19 protein-coding genes and 1 pseudogene are annotated in these 21,908 nt (G+C 62.8%); 10 read left to right on the top strand and 10 right to left on the bottom strand.

Annotated elements, in window-relative coordinates:
• Positions 1-64: 64 nt before the first annotated feature.
• From AC6CIG_RS09320 to AC6CIG_RS09305, 4 genes are all read left to right on the top strand, one after another.
• Positions 65-1,105, top strand: coding sequence for a polyamine ABC transporter substrate-binding protein (locus tag AC6CIG_RS09320; RefSeq protein WP_437408326.1), 1,041 nt, complete (start codon positions 65-67; stop codon positions 1,103-1,105).
• Positions 1,102-3,474 carry a putative bifunctional diguanylate cyclase/phosphodiesterase gene (locus AC6CIG_RS09315; protein ID WP_437408325.1) on the top strand — a complete coding sequence of 791 codons (2,373 nt, stop codon included), beginning with the start codon at positions 1,102-1,104 and terminating at the stop codon, positions 3,472-3,474. The genes AC6CIG_RS09320 and AC6CIG_RS09315 overlap by 4 nt, the downstream gene beginning before the upstream one ends.
• 126 nt (positions 3,475-3,600) lie before the next feature.
• On the top strand, positions 3,601-4,872 hold the full coding sequence (gene purD, locus AC6CIG_RS09310; RefSeq protein WP_437408324.1) for a phosphoribosylamine--glycine ligase: 1,272 nt from the start codon (positions 3,601-3,603) through the stop codon (positions 4,870-4,872).
• 116 nt (positions 4,873-4,988) lie between these two features.
• The gene (locus AC6CIG_RS09305; protein WP_437408323.1) at positions 4,989-5,471 is read left to right on the top strand and encodes a plant virulence effector HPE1-like domain-containing protein; all 483 of its coding nucleotides are present in this window, start codon (positions 4,989-4,991) and stop codon (positions 5,469-5,471) included.
• 110 nt (positions 5,472-5,581) lie between these two features.
• Here AC6CIG_RS09305 and AC6CIG_RS09300 read toward each other — a convergent pair whose 3' ends face one another.
• The 4 genes from AC6CIG_RS09300 to AC6CIG_RS09285 form a co-directional block, all read right to left on the bottom strand.
• The gene (locus tag AC6CIG_RS09300; RefSeq protein WP_018094401.1) at positions 5,582-6,097 is read right to left on the bottom strand and encodes a 2-thiouracil desulfurase family protein; all 516 of its coding nucleotides are present in this window, start codon (positions 6,095-6,097) and stop codon (positions 5,582-5,584) included.
• Positions 6,098-6,156: 59 nt separating this feature from the next.
• Entirely contained in the window at positions 6,157-8,322 is a 2,166-nt protein-coding gene (gene glyS, locus AC6CIG_RS09295; protein ID WP_437408322.1) for a glycine--tRNA ligase subunit beta, read from the bottom strand.
• Positions 8,323-8,413: 91 nt separating this feature from the next.
• Positions 8,414-10,348, bottom strand: coding sequence for a DUF2207 domain-containing protein (locus AC6CIG_RS09290; RefSeq protein WP_437411629.1), 1,935 nt, complete (start codon positions 10,346-10,348; stop codon positions 8,414-8,416).
• A 117-nt stretch (positions 10,349-10,465) separates the two neighbouring features.
• Positions 10,466-11,014 carry a LemA family protein gene (locus AC6CIG_RS09285; protein ID WP_018094398.1) on the bottom strand — a complete coding sequence of 183 codons (549 nt, stop codon included), beginning with the start codon at positions 11,012-11,014 and terminating at the stop codon, positions 10,466-10,468.
• 239 nt (positions 11,015-11,253) lie between these two features.
• Between AC6CIG_RS09285 and AC6CIG_RS09280 the strand changes: the two genes are divergently transcribed.
• A complete protein-coding gene (locus tag AC6CIG_RS09280) occupies positions 11,254-11,496 on the top strand; it encodes a hypothetical protein (protein ID WP_437408319.1) in 243 nt (80 codons plus the stop codon).
• Here the strand turns inward: AC6CIG_RS09280 and AC6CIG_RS09275 are convergent, their stop codons facing one another.
• The 5 genes from AC6CIG_RS09275 to AC6CIG_RS09255 all read right to left on the bottom strand — a co-directional run bounded on the left by AC6CIG_RS09275 (position 11,497) and on the right by AC6CIG_RS09255 (position 14,930).
• Positions 11,497-12,459 (bottom strand): glycine--tRNA ligase subunit alpha, encoded by a 963-nt coding sequence (locus AC6CIG_RS09275; protein ID WP_437408318.1) that lies wholly within the window; start codon positions 12,457-12,459, stop codon positions 11,497-11,499.
• 99 nt (positions 12,460-12,558) lie between these two features.
• Positions 12,559-12,750, bottom strand: a complete 192-nt coding sequence (locus tag AC6CIG_RS09270) for a hypothetical protein (RefSeq protein ID WP_018094395.1) — start codon at positions 12,748-12,750, stop codon at positions 12,559-12,561.
• 148 nt (positions 12,751-12,898) lie between these two features.
• A complete protein-coding gene (locus AC6CIG_RS09265) occupies positions 12,899-13,765 on the bottom strand; it encodes a S49 family peptidase (RefSeq protein ID WP_102761391.1) in 867 nt (288 codons plus the stop codon).
• A 138-nt stretch (positions 13,766-13,903) separates the two neighbouring features.
• Positions 13,904-14,674: a tRNA1(Val) (adenine(37)-N6)-methyltransferase gene (locus AC6CIG_RS09260; RefSeq protein ID WP_437408317.1), complete on the bottom strand. Its 771-nt coding sequence runs from the start codon at positions 14,672-14,674 to the stop codon at positions 13,904-13,906.
• Positions 14,675-14,708: 34 nt separating this feature from the next.
• Complete coding sequence (locus tag AC6CIG_RS09255) at positions 14,709-14,930, bottom strand: putative signal transducing protein (protein ID WP_018094392.1); 222 nt, start codon at positions 14,928-14,930, stop codon at positions 14,709-14,711.
• 107 nt (positions 14,931-15,037) lie between these two features.
• Between AC6CIG_RS09255 and AC6CIG_RS09250 the strand changes: the two genes are divergently transcribed.
• The 5 genes and pseudogenes from AC6CIG_RS09250 (at position 15,038) to AC6CIG_RS09230 (ending at position 21,139) form a co-directional block, all read left to right on the top strand.
• A complete protein-coding gene (locus AC6CIG_RS09250; protein WP_010968861.1) occupies positions 15,038-16,054 on the top strand; it encodes a polyprenyl synthetase family protein in 1,017 nt (338 codons plus the stop codon).
• 262 nt (positions 16,055-16,316) lie between these two features.
• Positions 16,317-18,140 carry a tetratricopeptide repeat protein gene (locus AC6CIG_RS09245; protein WP_437408316.1) on the top strand — a complete coding sequence of 608 codons (1,824 nt, stop codon included), beginning with the start codon at positions 16,317-16,319 and terminating at the stop codon, positions 18,138-18,140.
• A 7-nt stretch (positions 18,141-18,147) separates the two neighbouring features.
• Positions 18,148-19,050: pseudogene (locus tag AC6CIG_RS09240) on the top strand (4-(cytidine 5'-diphospho)-2-C-methyl-D-erythritol kinase); the annotation flags it as partial.
• 9 nt (positions 19,051-19,059) lie between these two features.
• Positions 19,060-19,602, top strand: a complete 543-nt coding sequence (gene moaB / locus AC6CIG_RS09235) for a molybdenum cofactor biosynthesis protein B (protein WP_018094389.1) — start codon at positions 19,060-19,062, stop codon at positions 19,600-19,602.
• Between the two features lie 457 nt (positions 19,603-20,059).
• Positions 20,060-21,139, top strand: coding sequence for a hypothetical protein (locus AC6CIG_RS09230; RefSeq protein ID WP_437408314.1), 1,080 nt, complete (start codon positions 20,060-20,062; stop codon positions 21,137-21,139).
• 63 nt (positions 21,140-21,202) lie between these two features.
• Here AC6CIG_RS09230 and AC6CIG_RS09225 read toward each other — a convergent pair whose 3' ends face one another.
• Complete coding sequence (locus tag AC6CIG_RS09225; protein ID WP_437408313.1) at positions 21,203-21,760, bottom strand: glycosyltransferase family protein; 558 nt, start codon at positions 21,758-21,760, stop codon at positions 21,203-21,205.
• Between the last annotated feature and the right edge of the window lie 148 nt (positions 21,761-21,908).

Below are 21,908 nucleotides of genomic sequence, written 5' to 3'. Positions count from 1 at the left end.
GACGTAAGCATTCCTCAATCATTGCCGGATAGCGTCCGGCGATGGGGGTGTGCAGGGGCAGAGAATGAACGCACGCAGGGCTATTTCCGTCTTTCTGGCGACACTGCTTTGCGCTTCCGCGAGCCGCGCCGAAACGCTCAACCTGCTTATCTGGGAAGACTATATCGCCGAGAGTCTCATCGACCGCTGGACCGAAAAGACGGGCGTTTCCATCCGCCAGATCAATTTCGACAGCGACGATGCCCGCGACGAGATTCTTGCCGATCCGGGCCGTAACATCGACCTAGTCATCGTCGATGAGAACGGCGCGACGCTTTTCGGACGGAAGGGCATCATCGAGCCGCTCTCCGAGACCAATCTGCCCGCGCTCGCGGACTATGCGCCGCAATGGCGCAAATCCTGCGCCGGTTACGGCCTTCCCTACTTCTGGGGCACGGTCGGCATCCTCTATCGCTCCGATGTGGTTACGCCGCCACCGACATCCTGGCGTGACATGATGCGTCCTGCACCGGCGCTGCAGAAGCACATCGCCATGTTCGCCGACCACAGCGAGATTTTCGTGCCACCGCTGATACTGCTCGGCGCCTCCGTCAATGCCGACGACACGGCAACGCTGAAGGCCGCATTCGCGCTCCTGAAGACGCAGGCCCCATCCGTGCTGACCTACGACTACGTCGTCACCTCGATCCAGGATCCGGCCTTGGCCGGAAATATTTATCTGGCGCTGGGCTATAGCGGCGATCAGCATGTGCTCAACAGTAAAGCCGGCAAGGCCGGGCTATGGCGCTACGCGGTCCCGAAAGAGGGCACGTTGTCGTGGGTCGACTGTTTTTCCGTCACGGCCGCATCCCCTCGCAAGCAAAGGGCTCTTGAATTCCTGAACTTCATCGGATCGCCGGAGGCCGCCGCTGCCAACGCGATCGCGCTCAACATGCCGACCGCAAGCAGCGCGGCGCTCAAGCTCCTTCCGGAGACCATGCGCTCCGATCCGGAAATCTATCCGCCGTCGGAAATCATGGCGAAAAACCAGCACCACCAGGAATTGTCCGTCAGGTCGATCGAAGCGCGCCGGCGAATCATCAACACGTTGGCGAACTTCCAGTGACCCTCGGCAAGCGTGCGCTCATCCTCATCTTTCCGGTCGTGCTGGCGGGTTATCTTCTCGCGGCTCTCTCCGTACACGTCGCCCAGAGCCGTTCCATCCGCGCACTCGAGCACGCCAAGCTCTCACAACGGCTCGAACATGCCGCCTCCGTCTTCCAGAACGAGGTTCGGCGCAGCCGCGGTGCCCTCAACGCGCTTTTGAGCGGCAACGCGCTGCGGCAATACGTGGCCGAAACCGACAAGAAATATCGCGCCAATGCGCTCGGTGTGCGGCTGCAGGAGAGCCTGACCTCGCTGTCCGACGACCCTGCGGGGTTTATCTCCCTGGCTGTTCTCAACAGCAAGCTGGAAGCGGAGTACTACTTCGAGAACAGTTGGGATCCCTTTGCGGAAATCGATCCGGCACAGCTCGATCTCGCGCGCCAGTTGCTCAACGGATCGAAACTCGGCGACTGGAGCTATGTCGACTCCGCCGGCGACCGGCCGCGGATCGTCTATTCGCTGTTCGTCGATCCGGTAACCTTTGGCCGGCCGGCTCCCAGCAACAGGGCAAATGCGCTGCTGATGCAGGTTGCGGTACAGCCCGACCGCTTTCTCAGGCTGCTGGCCCCGCTGAAAAGGGAATATGGCGCCGATATCGTCCTCCAGCCGTGGCCGCTTGCCGTGACCGACGATCTGTCGGCGAGCGTTCCTCTCGGGCCCGCCTTGCATGCGACGCTGACGGTTTCTGATGCGCATTTCGAAGCCCAGATGATGCGTCAGAAAGTGCTCCTCGCCCTCGGCGCTTTGGCCATGAGCCTCTTTTCGATCTGGCTGATCATCGTGCTCATCCGCCGCTTCATCACGGGCCCGATCGCAACCCTCGATACCAATGTCATGGCGGTGATGGCCGGCGCGCGCGCGGAAATCGCCGAGGTGGACGAGGCCGGCGAAATCGGCCGTCTGACCCGAAACATCCGGGAGATGCATCGACAATCCGTCCAGTCGCTCCAACTCGTGCAGCGGAGTTCCTGGACCGACACGTTGACGGGCATCAGCAACCGGGGACGCTTCAACATGCTTGCCGCGCAGGCCGTCCAGGAGGCTGTCGCATCCGGCGAGAAATGCAGCCTGCTTTTCATCGACATCGACAACTTCAAGTTCGTCAACGACAAGCACGGCCACGATGTCGGCGACGAGCTCTTGAAAACGCTCGCCGCCCGGATCGCACGCGATGTCGGAGCGATCACGCGCAGGCGCGGACAGGAGCCGGCCATCCTCGCGCGGCTCTCCGGCGACGAATTCGCGGTTCTGTTGCGTTCGCAGCTCGGCGACGGCGCGGTGCGGGAAGTTTGCGGCGCGATCCTCGCTCTGTTTTCAGACGGGTTCGAGCTTTCCGGCAAGCGTTATCCGGTCACGGCAAGCATCGGCGTTGCCGCATGTCCTGATGATGCGAGCTCGGTCGCGGAGCTGATCTCGAATGCCGACGCTGCCATGTACCAGGCGAAGAGCGCCGGCAAGAACCGGTCCGCCCGCTTCTCCCGCGCGCTCAACGACAAGCGCACCCGCCAGCGGCAGATCCAGGATGAGCTGCGCTCGCTCGATCCCGACGAGCAGTTTCACCTGGTCTACATGCCGATCGTCGACGCCGGCGGAAAAGTCACCGGCTGCGAGGCTCTGTTGCGCTGGCACTCGCCGGTCCTGGGGCATGTGACGCCCGACGAATTCGTTCCGATAGCCGAGAGCTCCGGTCTGTTCACGAAAATCGACTGGTGGGTCATCGACAAGGCGATGTCGGATTGCCACCAGCTGAAGGCGCTGTTCGGCCCCGATACGGTTCTGGCGATCAACATCTCCTCGGCCGAACTGCACTCGAAGTCGATCAACGACCATTTTTCGGACTGCCTCACGCGCCACGGCCTGGAGGCGCGATCGATCGACATCGAGCTTACCGAAACGTTCGCCGTCCAGATCAGCGATCAATTGCGCCTGAACATGGAAGAACTCAGGAGCAAAGGCTTCCGGCTCTCGATAGACGACTTCGGCGCCGGCTACACATCGGTTCAGCAGATCATCGATTATGCCGCCGACACGATCAAGCTCGACCGGGCGCTCGTCTCCAACCTGGCCGCTTCGCGATCGCTGGCGGTACTCAAAGCGGTCGTCGCGCTCTGCCACGCGAAGGAGATGACCGTGGTCGGCGAAGGCGTCGATACGCCGGAAAAGCTCGCCATGCTCACGGCGGCGGGCTGCGACCGCTTTCAGGGCTATCTGATCAGCAAGCCGCTCCCGCTCAACGAGCTGGCGATCTGGGCGCTCTCCCGGGTCGCGCTCGCCGCAGACAAGCCGGCTGACGACGACGGCTGGCCGGTGGCTGCAAGCCGGCGCTGACGTTACTCCCGACAGAAGCACGCCGGCTGGCACCAGGAAATTTGCAGCGCGGGCCGCTTTTTCCTTGACCTCGTCCCGCCTGCCGTCTTAACCGCAGCGCAACAATTCCTGACGGCGAGGATGGCGATGAAGGTTCTTCTGATCGGATCGGGCGGCCGCGAACATGCGCTTGCATGGAAGATCGCGCAGTCGCCGAGGCTGACCAAGCTTTATGCCGCCCCCGGTAATCCGGGCATCGCCGAGGAGGCCACGATCGCAGACCTCGACACGGAAGACCACCAGGCCGTCGTCGATTTCTGCAGGACCCATGCGATCGATTTCGTGGTCGTCGGTCCCGAAGCGCCCCTGGTCGCCGGTCTTGGCGACGTGCTTCGCGCGGCCGATATTCCCACCTTCGGCCCTTCGGCCGCAGCGGCCCAGCTTGAAGGCTCCAAGGGTTTCACCAAGGACCTCTGCGCGAGATACGGGATCCCGACCGGGGCCTATAGACGCTTTACCGATGCCGCGTCCGCCAAGGCCTATGTCCGCCAAGAGGGCGCACCGATTGTCATCAAGGCCGACGGCCTTGCCGCCGGCAAGGGCGTGACGGTGGCGATGAGCCTCGACGAGGCCCTTGCCGCAGTCGACGAATGCTTCGCGGGCGCCTTCGGCGCGGCCGGCGCCGAGGTGGTCGTCGAGGCCTATCTCGACGGCGAGGAAGCCAGCTTCTTCTGCCTTTGCGACGGCAAGAGCGTGCTGCCGCTCGCCTCCGCGCAGGATCACAAACGTGTCGGCGACGGCGACACCGGGCCGAACACCGGCGGCATGGGCGCCTATTCGCCCGCGCCGGTCATGACCGCCGAGATGGTGGAACGGACGATGAAAGAGATAATCGAACCGACCGTCCGCGGCATGGCCGAAAGCGGTCATCCCTTCGCCGGCGTGTTCTTTGCCGGCCTGATGATCACGGAAAAGGGCCCGGAACTCATCGAATACAATGTCCGCTTCGGCGATCCCGAATGCCAGGTGCTGATGATGCGGCTCGAGAGCGACCTCCTGCCGCTGCTCTACGCGGCGGCCACCGGAACGCTCGAGGGGACGAAAGCGGAGTGGCGCGACGACGTTGCCCTGACCGTGGTGATGGCCTCGCGCGGCTATCCGGGCGCCTACGAAAAAAATACGCCGATCGAGGCCCTGCCCGACGCGTCCGCCGCGACCAAGGTATTTCATGCCGGAACCTCAATGAAGGAAGGCGGGCTGGTCGCGACCGGCGGCCGGGTGCTGAACGTCACCGCCACGGGAAAGACCGTCGGCGAGGCGAAGGACGCAGCCTATGCGGCGGTTCGCGGCGTTCGCTGGGAGAACGGCTTCTATCGCAGCGACATCGGCTGGCGGGCAGTCGCGCGCGAGACTGCCTGACGGCTTCAGCGAGCGGCGCTGCAGGAAAGGCCGTATCGTTCAAATTTTATGATTTCTCCTGACCGGAAGGTAAGGGGAGACCGCTATTCTCACCTTGACCAATCGAGGAGAGATCAATGCGTTCCCTGCTGATCACAGCCGCTCTCGTCTATACCGCCGGTCCCGCGGCAGCCTCTTCGATCGACAACATCACCTCCGGCGAGGCTGTCAATTCGAGCGTCGCGACGGTTTCCTGCGCGGCCTGCCCGCCCTTGCAGCCAAAGAGGAAGCCTTCCTACGTCGTCCCGGATCTTGCGCCGGGCACGGATCGCGTGGAGCTCAAGGAAATCCATGGAGAGGTGAAGTCGGTCCGCACGGAAGCGTGGCTGGGCGGCTCGCCGGTGATTTTCGTCAACGATGCATCGGATGTCGCGATCCGGGCCGCGGGAATGCAGACCGGCGAACCGGCAGCGGCCGACGTCTCGGCAAGCACCCATCGCGGCGAGATCGCGGAAATCTCCATCGACCATACCGCAAAAACCGCCGCGGTTGCTGCCTCCATGGCCAGCGGCGGTTCACGGAAAATTGATCCGGCTATTTTCGATCTTCGCCTAGATTGATACCATATTATTAACGTTCCCTGCCCCAGTCAGTCGACGTTCAAGGCTGACGGGCAAATTCGCTGCAAAAGCGAGAGGTTGCGCCCCTGAGAGAAGCAGGGGCGTAATCTTTAGAGCGATACCCCAACTTCGTTGCCGGCATCGCCGACCCTTGCGACCAAGGTCTCTATCTCACGATCGGAATAGATTTCGATGCCGTTGGCCCGCAGCAGCGCGGCCGTCACGCCCTCACCCGCAATACGCTCGCCGCTGAACCGGCCGTCATGGATGAAGCGGGAGCCGCAGGATGGACTGCCGTCGATCAGCAGGGCAAACCGGCAATTCGTCTCGCGTGCCAGCGCAAGCGCATTCTCCGCTGCGCGACGAAACTCCGACGTCACATCGCCGCCCGTCTTTTCGAGGACGCGCGTCCTGCCGGCGAGCACGTCGGCGCCCGTCCTGCCCCCTTCGATCTCGGCCGGCGGACGCGGCACCGGCATGCCGGCCGACATTTCCGGACAGATGGTGACGAGCCGCCCTTCCTTCCTCCAGCGATCGATCGCCGGGTGAATGAGCGGCTTCGATGCGCCGTCGTAACGAACGGCATGTCCCATGAGGCAGGCGCTGACGAGAATCCTGGCGGTCATGGGCTTTCATATCGGCCGGTCGTCAACGCGGCAACCTGTGCGGTGCAGAGCGCTTCGAGTTACCCCGATATCTTCGAGAAGTCCGCCACCTCACCCGTCGCCGAGCGGATGAGGCCCAGGAGCGCGAGGCGGTTGGCACGGATCGCCTTATCCTCGTCATTGACGAGAACATCGTTGAAGAAATCGTCGACCGGCTCGCGCAGTTTCGAGAGCGCCTCCATGGCCGAGCGGAAATCCTCCTTGACGATCGCGTCGCGCGCATCGTCCGACGCGACCTTGATCGAAGCATGCAGCGTCCGCTCGGCATCGAGCCGGAACAATGCTTCGTCGACGCTCTCGGCGACTTCGGTACCCTTCTTCTCTTCGGCAGCGAGAATCTGCGTCGCACGTTTCGTGCCGGTGAGCAGGTTCCTGCCCTCCTCGGCCGTGATGAAGGCGGTCAGCGCCTCGACGCGGCGGGCTATCATCAACAGATCGTCCGCATCCGGCGCGAGCACCGCATCGATCAGATCGTATCGCGCGCCGAGATCGCGCAGGTAAACCTTCAGGCGATCGTGGAAGAAGGCGAGCAGATCGGCGGAAATCTCGGCTGCGATATCCGGACGCTGTGCCTTCAGGGCGGCGAGCGCCACATCGAAACAAGGCAGAAGCGGCAGCCGCGCACTTCCCTCCAGAATAAGCCGGATCACGCCGAGTGCCGCACGGCGCAGCGCATAGGGGTCCTTGGAACCCGTCGGCTTTTCGTCGATTGCCCAGAAGCCGACGAGGGTATCGAGCTTGTCGGCAAGCGCCACCGTTACCGAGACGGGATCGGTCGGCACACGGTCGGATGGTCCCTGCGGCTTGTAGTGATCCTCGATCGCATTGGCGACGGCCGCGCCTTCACCCTGCAGAACGGCGTATTTGTGGCCCATGATGCCCTGCAGCTCCGGGAATTCGCCGACTGCCTCGGTGCGAAGGTCCGCCTTGGCGAGCACGACCGCGCGATCGACGGAGGCGGGATCGGCACCGGTGAGCTTGGCGAGCGCTGCGGCGAGCGAGCGGATGCGGACGACACGATCGCCCTGCGTGCCGAGCTTGGCATGGAAAGTCACGTTCAGGGCGTCGAGCTTCGCCATGCGCTGGTCGAGAGGCTTTTTCAGATCGAGGCCGAACTTCTCGGCAGACGCCGTCAGCGTTTCGAGATCCGGCAAATCGCCCTGGTCGCGCTTCCAGAAATGCGCCGCGTCGGAGAGCCGCGCACGCACGACCTTGCCGTTGCCGTGGGCGATCTCCCTGCCGCCGTCCTTCGCCTCGATGTTCGAAACGAGAATGAACCGGTTGGACAGCGTTTCGGCGCCGGGCTTGCGCGTGACGAAGCATTTCTGGTTGGTCTTGATCGTCAGTCGGATGATTTCGGACGGGATTTCGAGATAGCTTTCCTCGAAGCTGCCCATCAGCACCCTCGGCCATTCGACGAGACCGGCGACTTCCTCCAGGAGGCCCTCGTCTTCAACGAGCTCGAGGCCGTTGGCGAAAGCGATGTTGTGGGCGTCGGCCGAGATGATCTCCTTGCGGCGCTCCGCATCGATCACGACCTTCGCCTTTTCAAGCTTCTCGGCGTAGTCGGCGAAGCGGCGGACCGTGATCGCCTCCGGCGCGTGGAACCGGTGGCCGTAGGTAACGTTCGAGGCGACGATGCCATCGATTTCGAAGGGGATCACCTTCGTCTCGTCGTGTTCCGCGCCGAACGTGCAGACGATCGACTGCAGCGGCCGGACCCAGCGAAGACTGCCCGGTTTGGCCGAAGCGGCACCGGAGCGCATGGATTTCGGCCAGGGAAAGTCGCGGATGATCGCCGGCATCACATCGGCGATGATCTCTTCCGCCTCCCGGCCGGGCTTTACGATGTGCGCCACATAGAAATCGCCCTTCTTCGGGTCGTTATGGACATGAGCCTCGCTGACGGAGGAGAGGCCCGCGGCGCGGAGAAAGCCGTCGATCGCCTTCTCGTTCGCGTCGATGCGCGGACCCTTGCGCTCCTCGCGCAGGTCGGCGGAGCGCGCGGTCAGGCCGCGGATGTCGAGCGCCAGCCGCCTCGGCGTCCAGTATTCGCGCGCGCCTTCATAGGTGAGCCCCGCCTCAACCAGAGCGTCCGTCACGAGCTTCTTCAGATCGCCGGCCGCCTTGCGCTGCATGCGGGCGGGGATTTCTTCGGATCGCAATTCAATAAGGAGATCGGGCATGGATTCGAGACTTCGTTCTGTTCCGGAAGGTTGCGGCGGACTTAGCAAGCTCTGGCGAAAATGTCATCACGGCCGGCGAGGAAATCCGCTGTCACCAGCCGCCACCGCCACCGCCGCCACCGCCACCGCCGGAAAATCCGCCGCCGGAAGAAAAGCCCGAGGACGAACTCTTCGCAGGCGGCGGCAGGGAAGACGTCATCGTATCCGCCATCGAACCGGCAAAACCGCCGATCGTGTCGGTGAAGGATCCGGGCCCGAAGCTGTCGCCGTGATACCAGCTCGGCTGATAGGCGGCTGCCGCCGCGCCCGCGGAAGCCGCAAGCAGCCAACGCTCGAAGGTTGCGCTCCAGGGCTTTTCCACACCGAGTGCGACGGCATAGGGGAGCAGGGTCTCGAAATGCCGCGGCGACATTTCCGGCGCGCCCTGCATGTTCAGGCGGTCTTTCTCGGCGAGCGTAAGATATTGCCTGAGTCCGTCGATGCCATCCATCATGCGCGTGCCGAGCGGCGTCGGCGCGCCCATGAGGTAATAGAAAAGCCCGTTGACGAGGACGATGCCACCGATGGCGAAGAACAGCGGCAGGTCGCCCGGATCGCTGGCCGAAAAGACGAGCGCGGCGAGAATGCTCGAGAAAACCGTGAACAGCACGAAGCCGATGAAGGCAAGCACGACGATCGACAGAATGCGGCGTGCGAGGCTCGAGCCGCGCCGGAGCGATTTACCGACCGAAACGGCGAAGGCGGAAATGAAGACGGCGAGGAAGACCGGGACGATGACGAAAGGAACGCTGTCCTCGCTCAGGTCGCCGAAGACGAACAGCGCCGCGAGAGTGACGACGGAAAGCACGATGCCGCCAACCACGTATCCGGTATTGGCGCGGTAATACTTGCCGCGATGCTCGCGCTCCATCGCGCTGCGGAAACCGGAGCCCGCCGCCTCAATCTTCTTGCCGTTCGCCCTGTCGATGGTGAGCTTGCCGCCGGCCGCGTCCACCGCTTTCATCAGGGCCGCTTCGCCGGTCGGCAGCTTCTCGCCGTTCTTGCCCGTGGCGGTGATGACGACCGCCTTCTTCAGGTCTTCGAGGATGACATGCCCCTTGACCGCAAGGTTGAGCGCCGCCGCGGAAAGCGCTGTCCATCCTTCGCCGGAAAAGCCCTTGTTATCGATATAGTTGACGAGCGCGGGCGAGACGCCGTGCGGAGGGTCCCAGCGCGGGACCATGACGCCGCGGGCCGGGTCGCGGCCGACACGCACCCAGGCGCGCCCGTAATAGAGCAGGACGAGGAGGAGGCCGGACCCGGCGATGACCAGAGTCATGTGATCGCGCAGCCACCAGATATTTTCCTGGGAGGCGGTTGGCCGTTCGATGCTGCCCTTGGGCAGCTTGATCGCGACGGTCAATCCCTCCTGCGGGCGCAGTCGGCGCGTGGTCGCGAAGAAGATCTCGTCGCCCTCCTCCACCGCGCGCGCATCCTTTTCGGTCGCGCCGTAGCCGCCGGTAAAGACGTCGAGCGCCTCCGCCTTCACGCCCTTCGGCAAGGTGACGGTGGCGGTCGCCTCCTCGATCGGGAATGCCCATTCGGTTCCGGTCACGTTCCAGTAGAGCTCGTCGTGGTCGTCGAAGAAGCGGATCTGCCGGCTCGTCTCGTAGGTGATCTGAAAGGTGTGTTCGCCATGCGGCAGGAGCACGTCGGCGCTTCCCGTATAGATGCGGATGCCGCCGCTGATCGACTCCGTGCGGTATTCCTCTTCGTCGCCGTCCCGCTCGACGGAGAGAAGGTTGAAGTCGACCTTGCTGCGGCCACCGCGCTCGTCGACGAAGGTCAGCGGAAAGTCGCGGTAGATGCCGCGCCGGATACGGTTGCCTTCGACATTCGCCGTGATCGTCTCGGTGACCGTGAGCGTGCCGTCTTTCGCGACCTCGATGACCGAATGGTAGGCGGAGATGAACTCTTCCGCCGCCGCGACGAGCGGCGCGGCAAGAACGAAGGTGACGAGCGCAAGCGCCGCGAAAAGCCGCCTCATCGGGATTCCCTTTTTCAGGCCCACCGGAGCACTTCCAGATAAGTATTTAACGGTTTTCCGTCCGGAAGTGCGCGGTTTCGAACCGATAGATCGTTTTATTGATTCAGTGAAATTGATCTAGAACTTGACCGACGGAACCGCGCGGTCCGCCTCGTTGGTGATCTCGAAATAACTGGCCTTGACGAAGCGGAAGGCGTTGGCGATCAGGTTCGACGGGAAGCTCTCGACCTTGACGTTGAGATCGCGCGCTGCGCCGTTGTAGTAGCGCCGGGACATTTGGATCTCGCCCTCGATCGTTTCCAACGAACGCTGGAGTTCTGCGAAATTCTCGTTGGCCTTCAGATCCGGATAGGATTCGGCGAGCGCGAAGACGCGGCCAAGCGCCTGCGAAAGCGCGCCTTCGGCCGCAGCCCGCGCCGCGACATCGCCTTCCGGCACCGCCTGAGCCCGGTTGCGCAGCGTAACGACCTCCTCGAGCGTCGACTTCTCGTGAGCGGCGTAACCCTTCACCGTCTCGATCAGATTCGGGATGAGATCGGCGCGCCGCTTCAACTGCACGTCGATGCCGGACCAGGCCTCCTCGGCCATCTGCCGCGCCTTGACGAGACCGTTATAGACGAAGACGAGATAAAGAATAACGGCGACGCCAATTGCCAGCCCGATCATCAAACCCTCCTTTGGATCACGGCGATCCTACTGCATGTTTTCTTAAATTCTATTCGATTCAAGAACAAACCGGTCAGCAATTCAAAGTTCTACAGCGGCCGATCACAAGACCGACCCCAGCCCCTGCCGAACGGGTGGTGCCGACGCCTGCAGCCTCAGGCTGTTCCACCGGTAACGGCAACGCGTCGGCGGATGCTCGATAGTCTATCCATCGAACAACCACAACGCTTAGTGCCGCCATGAACACGCCCGTGAGCTTCATCAACGTGATCGCCTTTGCCGCCCTTTTCGCGACCCATGCAAGCGCGGGTCCCATCGAAAGGCCGAGCGGTGTGCGCCGCGCGCTGCAAATCTATGCAGGCGAGTTGTCGAGCGTCAGAGCGCCGGCGCCGAAGTGGCGGCTCGACGGGAGCGAGCACTTCTGCTCGCAGCAATCGGACCCGCTTGCCCCGCCATGCCGGAGGACCTCCGCGACCTCCTGATCAGGCCGCTTCCCTGTTCCAGTTGGCGCCGCCGGCCTCGGTCAGCAGGAAGGCTTCGCCGCAGGCTTTCGCGAGCGTACGCACGCGCAGGATGTAGCTCTGGCGCTCCGTCACCGAAATCACGCCCCGGGCATCCAGAAGATTGAAGACGTGGCTCGCCTTGATGCACTGGTCATAGGCGGGGAAGACGCATTTGTGCAGGCGGTTGTTGCTGGAGTCATCAGGCGCACCGGCGGCCAGCAACGCCAGGCATTCCTTTTCCGCATCGATGAAATGCTGATGCAGCATCGCCGTGTTGGCGTATTCGAAGTTGTGCCGCGAATATTCCTGCTCCGCCTGCAGAAAGACATCGCCATAGCTGATCTTTTCGGCGCCCTCGCGGCCGTTGAAGTTGAGGTCGTAGACATTGTCGACGCCCTGGACATACATCGCCAGGCGCTCGAGGCCGTAGGTCAGTTCGCCGGAAACCGGAGAGCATTCGATGCCGCAAACCTGCTGGAAATAGGTGAACTGCGACACTTCCATGCCATCGCACCAGCATTCCCAGCCGAGGCCCCAGGCGCCGAGCGTCGGGCTCTCCCAGTCATCCTCGACAAAACGGATATCGTGCAGCAGCGGATCGAGGCCGATTGCCTCGAGCGAGCCGAGATAAAGCTCCTGCAGATTGGAAGGGTTGGGCTTCAAGATCACCTGATACTGGTAATAGTGCTGCAGCCGGTTGGGATTCTCGCCGTAGCGACCGTCGGTCGGGCGCCTCGACGGCTGCACATAGGCCGCGCGCCATGGCTTCGGCCCGAGCGCCCTGAGGGTCGTCGCCGGATGGAACGTGCCTGCGCCGACCTCCATGTCGTAGGGCTGAAGCACGGCGCAACCCTTGTCGGCCCAAAAGTTGTGCAGCGTCAGGATCAGGGCCTGAAAGGAGCGCTTCGGGTTCATGTGGTCCGGGAGGGGTGCAATGGTCATGGGGTCCGGGTCCGAATTCGTCAAGATTTGCGGGGACAGGTGCCATGCCGCAGGGCGAGGGTCAAGCGCCTTCACCCGCCGGTATTCGGTCAGGCAGCCTCACTCGTCGTCGCGCTTCAGGCGGTACTCGCCGGTCTCGGCGTCCTTGACGAGCGTGCCGTTTGCGCCAGTCTCGCGCTGCCGGCGCAGGCGCTCACGCTGACGCGTCAGCTTCTCGGCGTCCGCGACGAACTTGCGATAGCCGATCCAGGCGATGACGGCGATAATCAGAAGCAGGATGATCTGCGGCATGGTTCCTCCTCTGCATATCCCTCCGATGGAACGACGGCGCGAGGGGATGCAGCAAATCGCAGTGTTAGCGCGCTCATGCGGTACTGGCCAGATGCTGCCGCGAGACCGTTCTTCAAAAACACACGCTCACGCAAGAAACGGGGCCGGTTCAAAGACCGAAACGCGCCCAAAGCGCCCGTTCCTCGACGGCGTCGACAAGACCTGCAGCCGCCGTTGCGACGAGCGGCCCCGCGATTGCTCCGGCTACGGCTGCTCCGGGCTGACGTCGCCCGAAGAGGCTTCGGGCCGGCTGGATCAGCTCGAGCCGCGCTTTTTCCCCATAGCGCTTCTTCACCTCGCCCCGCATGTCGCCGAGAGCGTCGACCAGGCCGAGCTCCTGGCCACGTTGCCCCGTCCAGAACAGCCCCGAGAAAAGATCGGGATGGTCGGCCAGGAGCGAACCGCGTCTGCTCTTGACCATCTGGATGAAGATGTCGTGGATCTCGAGCTGCAGGCCTTTGAGAAATTCGATGTCACGCTCCTTCTCCGGCTGGAAAGGATCGAGAACGACCTTGTTTTCGCCCGCCGTGTAGACCCGTCTCTCGACGCCGATCTTCTTCAGGAGATCAGGGAAGCCGAAGCCGCCCGAAACGACGCCGATCGAGCCGACGATCGAGGTCGGATCGGCGATGATCTCATCGCCGGCCAGTGCGATCATGTAACCACCGGACGCCGCCACGTCCTCGACGAAGATCAGCACGCGCTTCCTCTTCTCCTGCGCGAGATCGCGGATGCGCTGATAGATAAGACGGGACTGCACCGGCGAACCGCCCGGAGAGTTGATGGAGATGGCAACGGCGGGTGCCTCCTTGACGGAGAAGGCCTTTTCGAGCAGCGGCGCAACCGTCGCTAGATTGAGAGCCGGGCGGAGCGGGCTGCCGCCGGCCATGATTGCGCCATGCAGCCTGATCGCCGGAATCGTCACACCATCCCTGCGGAAGCGCTTCGGCATCAGCTTTCTGAAGAATCCGGCCATTTCAACTCCTGCCTGCTGCAATCTCTGCATATCTTCTTAAATCCTAGCCGATTTAAGAACAAAGACATGCAGCAATCCAAATCGTCGTCGTGCATGTATGCATTGCCGTCGCAAACGCAATGCCCTGCTTACGGTTAATCATCGGCGATGATAGGCCGCGCGGCCGTTGTTGAGATCGTCGACCTCGGGCGAGAAGCGGTGGCCCTCCCCGTGCATCACGAGCGGCGCGCGCAGCGCCAGCCGCTTGCGGCTCTGCTTGATCGCGGATACGAGGATGCGCACGGCATTTTCGCCTGCCCGCGGCAGAAGCGGGGTGATCTCTATGCCGCCGAAGCGGCGGCCGCAGGCTTCGATGATCCCGGCGATCGATTCGGGCCGGGCGATCAGGGAAAGCTGCCCGCCCGGCTTCATGACTGCTCCGGCCGTTTTGATCCACGCTTCGAACACGTCGCCGCTCATCGCATGGGCCTCCGCCTTCAGCCGGTCGGGCGTCCTGCGATCCGCGGCGTCGTTGAAGGGTGGGTTCATGATCACGTGGTCGAATGTGTCGTCCGGAAGACCCGCGGCCGCGCGCGCCTTGCCGCTCAGCGCGACATCGGCTTCGAGCACCGAGACACGGCCGGCAAGATGCGCGTTCTCAGGCAATGCGAGGCTGCGGCGCGCAAAATCCGCCATGACCGGCGAACGCTCGACCAGCAGCACTTCGGCCTCCTCGATCCGCGACGCGACGGCCATGCCGGCCGCACCGGCGCCGGCGCCGAGATCGGCGACGCGGCACGCCCTGCGGCAGGAAACGAGGGATGCGACCAGCATCGCATCCATTCCCGAACGGTGCCCCTGACCCAGAGGCTGGATCAGGTGGAACCTGCCGCGGTGGAAAGCATCCACCGTCTCCGGAATTCCCGTCATGCCGCTTTCCGCCTCGCGGAAGGGCCACAGCCGATCATTGCCGCAATTCCAATTCGAGGCCCGCATCGATCAGAATGCGCCGCGCCCGGTTGGCATCGTCCTCGGCGACCAGGAAGCGCCGCGGCAGTAGGCCGAGCGATCCTTCGAGTATGCTCATGTCCTGATCGGCGATGAAGCATCCGATCCCGGCATCCTTCATCAGGCTTTCCGCAAAGGAAAGAAGGACGGCATCATTGGTGCGGATCAGCTCTTTCATCCGGCTCTATTTTCCTGTCTTAAAGCTGCGGGCGGGACAATTCGCCTCTTGCCGCCCGAAGCCCCTCTTTCTATTGTCGAACCCGCAACGAAACAGGAGTCCGGGCGTTGGGCGTAGTGATACCGCTGGAAGACAATAAAAACAAACAGGCATCTGTGAAGCCGCTTGTCGACCTGACGCTGTCCGACATGGAGCGGGTCAACCAGCTCATTCTTTCCAAGGCGGGCTCCGACGTCCAGATGATCCCGGAAGTCGCCAACCACCTGATTTCCTCGGGCGGCAAACGGCTCCGGCCGATGCTGACGCTCGCAGCCGCTTCGATGTTCGGCTACGAGGGCGATGGTCACATCAAGCTCGCGACCAGCGTCGAGTTCATGCACACGGCGACCCTTTTGCACGACGACGTGGTCGACGAGAGCGATCTGAGGCGCGGCAAATCGACGGCGCGGACGATCTGGGGCAACCAGGCAAGCGTGCTCGTCGGCGATTTCCTGCTCGGGCAGGCTTTCCGGATGATGGTCGACGTCGGTTCGATCGATGCGCTCGACGTCCTTTCGACCGCCGCATCGGTGATCGCGGAGGGCGAGGTTCTGCAGCTTTCGGTCGCCAAGAACATGGAGACGACCGAGGACGACTATCTGCAGGTTATCCGCGCCAAGACAGCGGCCCTCTTCGCCGCCGCCTCCGAGGTCGGGCCGATCGTCGCAGGCGGAAGCAAAGCCGACCGCAACGCGCTGAAGTCCTACGGCACCAATCTCGGCCTTGCCTTCCAGCTGGTCGACGACGTTCTCGATTATGGCGGAACGTCGAGCGATCTCGGCAAGAATGTCGGAGACGATTTTCGCGAAGGCAAGATCACGCTGCCGGTCATTCTCTCCTATCGCCGCGGCACGCCGCAAGACCGGGCCTTCTGGCGCGAGGCGATCGAGGGCGGCGCAAGCGACGCGGCAAATCTTGAAAAGGCGCTGGGTCTCATCCGTCGCTACGGCGGCCTTACGGATACGATCGCCCGTGCCAAACACTACGGTACGATCGCCCGCGACGCGCTCGCGCCGCTGCCGGCTTCCCCATGGAAATCGGCGCTCGTCGAGGTGATCGATTTCTGCATCGATCGGGTAAGCTGAGCCACTTCATGTTTCCTTGCATCGCGGCCGATCCAAGGGCAGAAACAGGCAGCAATTCAAAGTGTTGCCGCGAGGCTTACGCTTCCGGCACGGGACCCGGCGCCGCAGCAGCGGCGGACGAAGACCTCTCCGGAGGATTTTCTTGCCGCGCTGCGCCAAAAAAGCCATTCTATTCTTGAAGACTTGCGCCCGATTTCCAATCGGCTCCGGGCCAACCAGCGGTGGCGTCTCGAATCGTACCACCGGCAATGAAAGGTTTGATATGCGGCAGAATACATTCCTTCGCCTTCTCAGCGGCGCGGCAATGCTGGTTCTTGCAACGGTGACCGGCAACCAGCAGGCCTTTGCCGAGGAGAAGGCGCCGGTCGAAGACGCCGAGCCTTTCGACATCAGGAGCGTCAACACCTTTGCCGGCGCATTCCTTGCGGCGCGCACGGCAGACGTCGATCGCGACTTTGCGGCGGCAACCGAACTCTATCGCACCGCACTCAGGTTCGAGCCCGGCAATAAGGATGTCAAGCAGCGGCTGATGATCACGCTGCTGATGAGCGGCAAGTTCGATGAAGGCGCCAAGATCGCCGAAGAGCTGAAATCGGATCCCGCCGTCGAAAGGATCACCACGGTGGTCCGCGCGATCGAAGCCATCCGCAAGCGAGAATACCGCAACGCGCAAAAGCTCTTGAACTACGACGGTCCGAACGATCTCGACCGGCTGATGAGCTCGCTGCTTTCCGCCTGGGCCAAGTTCGGCCAGGGCCGACCGAAGGAAGCGCTGGCGCAGATCAAGAATTTGGATGGCCCGGAATGGTTCCGGATCTTCAGGAACTATCATGCCGGGGCGATTGCGCTTGCGGCCGGCGACAAGACGACGGCGCGCGCCCGGCTCAACGACGCCATTCTTGACCGAGAAGGCGGCGGCGCTGCGCCGGACACTTTCATGCGGGCCGTCGAGGCGCTGGCGCGATTCGAAGCGCGCGAAGGCAACAAGCAGAAGGCGTTGGATACGATCGCCGTCGGCGAAAGCCTCGTCAACAACTACACTCCGCTCGAGGCGCTGAGGAAGAGTGTCGAGGAAGGGAAGCCGCAGGAGCAGCAGGTACGCAACGCCGTGCAGGGTGCGGCCGCCGTTCTCTTTTCGATCGGCGGCGCGCTCAACCGCGAGGGCGCGGAAGACATCGTTTCGCTCTACCTTCAGACGGCGCGTCGGCTCGACCCGGAAAGCGCCGATATTCTCGTGATGCTCGGCGGGATCGCCGAAAACCTCAAAAAGCCGGAAGAGGCGATAGCGCTTTACAAGAGCGTGCCGGAGAGCTCGCCGATGCGCCGCCTCTCCGAACTTCAGCTTGGTCTCAGCCTCGCCGGCATCGGCAAGGTAGACGAGGCGAAAAAGCATCTCAAAGGGCTGATCGACGTCGATCCCAAGAACATCCGCAACTATCTCGCCTATGGCAGCGTGCTTTCCGACGCCAAGGACTACAAGGAGATGGGCGAGCTCTACGACCGTGCGGTCGCCGCGATCGGCCCCGTGCCGAAGCGGAGCGACTGGACCGTCTTCTTCCAGCGCGGCATTGCCTACGAACGCCAGAAGCTCTGGGAAAAGGCCGAGCCGAACTTTCGCAAGGCACTGGAACTCAACCCGGATCAGCCGCAGGTTCTGAACTATCTCGGCTATTCCTGGGTCGACATGAACATCAACCTCGAGGACGGGCTTGAGATGATCCGCAAGGCGGTCGAGCTCAAGCCCGACGACGGCTATATCGTCGACTCGCTCGGCTGGGCCTATTTCCGCATGAACCGGTTCGACGAGGCGGTGACCGAGCTCGAGCGCGCTGCCGAACTGATGGCCGGCGACGCGACGATCAACGACCACCTCGGCGATGCCTACTGGCGCGTCGGCCGCAAGCTCGAAGCCGTGTTCCAGTGGAATCAGGCGCTGGAACTGAAGCCCGAGGAAGCGGAAATTCCGAAGATCAAGGCGAAGATCGAAAACGGTCTGCCGCCGCTTAAGGAACCGGTCCCGGCCGCGGCGGATGCCAAGGAAATACTGCCGAAAAAGACCAAGGCAGCGCCGGACAAGAAGTCCTGACCGTAACATGCAGGCAGACGGCATTCCGGGCTTCGCACTGACCTTTGCGGCGCCCGCCAAGATCAATCTCGCGCTGCACGTCGTCGGGCAGCGCGCCGACGGCCACCATCTGCTGGAAAGCCTCGTGACCTTCGCCGAATGTGGCGACCGGGTCGGGCTGACCGCAGCGGAAAGGGACCGTTTCACGGTGTCGGGCCGCTTCGCCACCGACCTTTCAGCCGAGGGCAATGGTGGTAATCTCGTGCTCCGCGCCCGGGACCTGTTGCGGCGCGAGCTTTTGGCGCAGGGTGGAATGGCCGGCCCGGTTCATCTGCATCTCGAGAAGAACCTGCCGATAGCATCGGGGATCGGCGGCGGCTCGGCCGATGCCGCCGCGACTCTGCGCGGGCTGCTGTCGCTCTGGGGCGCGACCGTCGAAGCGGCAAGGCTCGACAGCCTTGCGCTGCAGCTCGGCGCGGACGTTCCGATGTGTCTCGACCGAGGCCCCCTCGTCGCGAGAGGCATCGGCGAAGAGATCACGCCTTTTCCCGAACTGCCGCCCTTCGACGTCGTCCTCGTCAACCCCCTCGTCGCGGTCTCCACGCCGGTTATCTTCCGATCGCTCGTCAGCAAGACCAATCCTGCGCTGGTCTTGCCTGAAGATGCCCGCTCGACTGCCGACTGGCTGACGGCGATGGCGGCCATGCGGAACGATCTGGAGCCGCCGGCACGTGCGCACGAGCCGATGATCGAAACCGTCTCGAACGCATTGCACGATGCAGGCGCCGCGCTCGTGCGGATGTCCGGCTCAGGCGCCACCTGTTTCGGACTGTTCACGGAGACGAAAAGCGCCGAGCGTGCCGCTGAGACCATTTCCGCCGACCACCCGCGATGGTACGTTCAGGCGACGCGAACCGCGGGAAAACCAGGATGGCGCCAGATGCCCGGCCTCGATGAAAGACGTCCCTTCATTCCCATCGGCATCGCCGTGCTCACGGTCTCGGACACGCGCACACGCGCGGACGACAAGTCCGGCGATGTGCTCGAAGCGAGAATACGGGAGGCCGGCCACCGACTCGAGGCGCGGACAATCGTTCCCGACGAGCGCGAGAAGATCTACGGACAGGTAAAGGCCTGGACGCTCGATGCCGCAATCGACGTCGTCATCACCACCGGGGGCACCGGCTTCACAGGCCGCGACGTGACGCCGGAAGCACTGGAGCCGCTCTTCGAGAAACGCATGGATGGCTTTTCGGAGGTGTTCCACCGGATCTCCTACGAGAAGATCGGCACGTCGACGATCCAGTCGCGAGCCACGGGCGGGGTCGCCAACGCGACGTTCATCTTCGTCCTGCCCGGATCCCCCGGTGCCTGCAAGGATGCCTGGGACGAAATCCTGAAGCAGCAACTCGATTACCGGCACATGCCGTGCAATTTCGTCGAGATCATGCCGAGACTCGACGAGCACCTGAAGCGCGGCTGACGAAATTCATGTTCCGTTTGGAACAGCCCAGCGCCCAGAATCCCGTTAATTTGCCTCCGTCGGCTTGGCTCGGAGCGGGCAAGGCAAGCACCGTTTAATTGCTTCGAGCGAATGTCCGGCCTCTTTTCCGGGGCAATATCGGGAAAAGAGAGAATGCTACGACGTGCTGCCCGTTCGCAACGGTGGGCCTGCATGGCAAGACATTTTCACAGACGAATATTTGCATAAACAAGGTCATTTGAGAGCCACTTTGGGGGGTACCGCAAGGTACGCCCCATTCTTGCTTCGGAGAAGAGGCTCAGCTCGGGGCTACCACCGGCATATGATGGCTTCTCATCGCCGGAGAAAGCCCATTCCTGTTTACCGACTCGGAGCCCCTTTTCCCGGTTTTCATTAACGACGCAGGCGCGCCGCTCGAGGCTCCGCGCCGCGACCCCGCGAGGGTAAGGAGGAGGTCATGGGAACGGCAGAGCATACATATTCGAAAACGGATTGGCCTGAGGCCGAGATTCCGCTGGGGCTGCGGGCGCTCTACGAAAGTCGGCGCAAAGAAGAATGGCAGGCAACGGTGGACAAGCTGGACGCATTGCGCCAGTCCTTCGCGGAGCAGCGACGGCATATCATTGCACCTGAACTGCGCGACAGGATCAAGAATGTTGCAAGGTCGGGCTTGCGGGACGATCCGCGCGGCCCCGGTCTTCGATACAGGTCGTTCGTGGAGGCCAGGAATGCCGACCTTGATCTGAACGCGCTCAAACGGCTTCATAAGCGCGCCTATGGCGAAGTTGGCGCGTTGGTGAAGAGCCCTGAAGCCTTCCACCGCCACGAAACGGTGGTCGGCAGCGTGACCGACATCTTCAAACAGCCACCGATCGTGTATGTCGCGCCCGACCCGGACAAGGAAAAGCTGTTTCTCCCGCCCTTTGGAGGCTGCTGGGACAGACTCGATCAGAATCAGGCAACCGGCGACGGGGCAATCGTGGAGAACAGTTCCTATCTGGACTGTGCCGGCCGGTTTGGATCGAAACTGATCGCCCGCAACAGCGATGCCTCCGACGTGGATCTTCTCTGTGCCTATCGGGAGAACGGCTATCTCGTGCCGTTCAAGACGCTTCGCACCGGGATACTGCAAGTCAAGGCCGACCTGTCGGCCCTCATCTGCCGCCATCACATCTCGACCTACGACGAGTTCGGGTGGTCCGACTTTCACGCGACGACGCGCGGCCGCCTCGTGTTGGCTGTGTTCTGGAACTGGGAGGATGTCGAACCGGCGAACGAGGTGAGCGACCAGTGGTTCGCCTCGGGCCTCGACTGCAGCGGCGATGGCGAGAGCTTCCCCGGCACCTCAATCCAGGCCGTTCCTGGGGAACGAAGAATTATCAACCTCTTCACCGAGATGGCCTTCCCCGCTGGCCGCGAGCTCTGGATCTATGTCGGCGTGGCCGATCGCATCTGGGCACTCCTCAATGACGTCAGCATCGACATTTCGATCGACTCGGCCTGGCAATTGAACTCGCTTGCAGTCCGCTCGCTCTGACAACGATGCCTTCGGGTCCCTCCGACGCCTCGGTCGGGCCCGAATGGACAACCTATCGCAAGCTCACATCTTGGAACCAGGCGTCCGATCCAGTTCTCCGGTCGACCGGTTCTCCATTGCGACCCAGGCTGGGACGAGTTCGGTCGCAAGTTTGCGGGCAGCTCGTCCGCTCGTAAGGCGGCTGAGCGGCATCTTGCCGCGCGCAGCCGCGACCGCATCACCCTTCGGCATCAGAAATCCGGACTCCAGCGGCGGCGACCTGTGCGTCAGGCGCTTGAGAAGCGGGCGCTTATGCATTCGCGAGGGAGAAAACTGCGCCGGGCTCCTGTTCAGAGAGACGTATTCGGCCAATTCATCCACCCAGCGACCGATGGGGCGGGCACCAGGCTCCAGCAGCATCAGCCACTCGCCGCGCGCCGAACGAAGGACATCGCCGAGATCCCAGTCGAGGCAGAAGCGGCAGCCAGCCGCATCCGCGATCCTGGGGGAGCCGTCGGTCGATCCGTGGTCCAGGATTATGACATCGCTGACGAGCCCTTCCACCGCACCGGCAACGAGCGCCGAGAGCGTCTGCGCGAGCTCCGCTTCGTTGTCCTTCGTTTCCATGATGACCGTCAGCATAGGCGTTCCTACCGCATCGCAGCGCAGATTGCTACAAGCGCCGTTCCGCACAGGGTGCGGGATGATCACGGAGCTTCCTCGGACCTGCGCTGAATATTTGTTCTTGCTTTGTTCCGTCTTCTGCGCTAGGAAAATAATCAGCACCAAG

Source organism: Sinorhizobium sp. GQ132, assembly GCF_059758575.1.
This window is presented reverse-complemented; position numbering and strand designations above follow the sequence as displayed.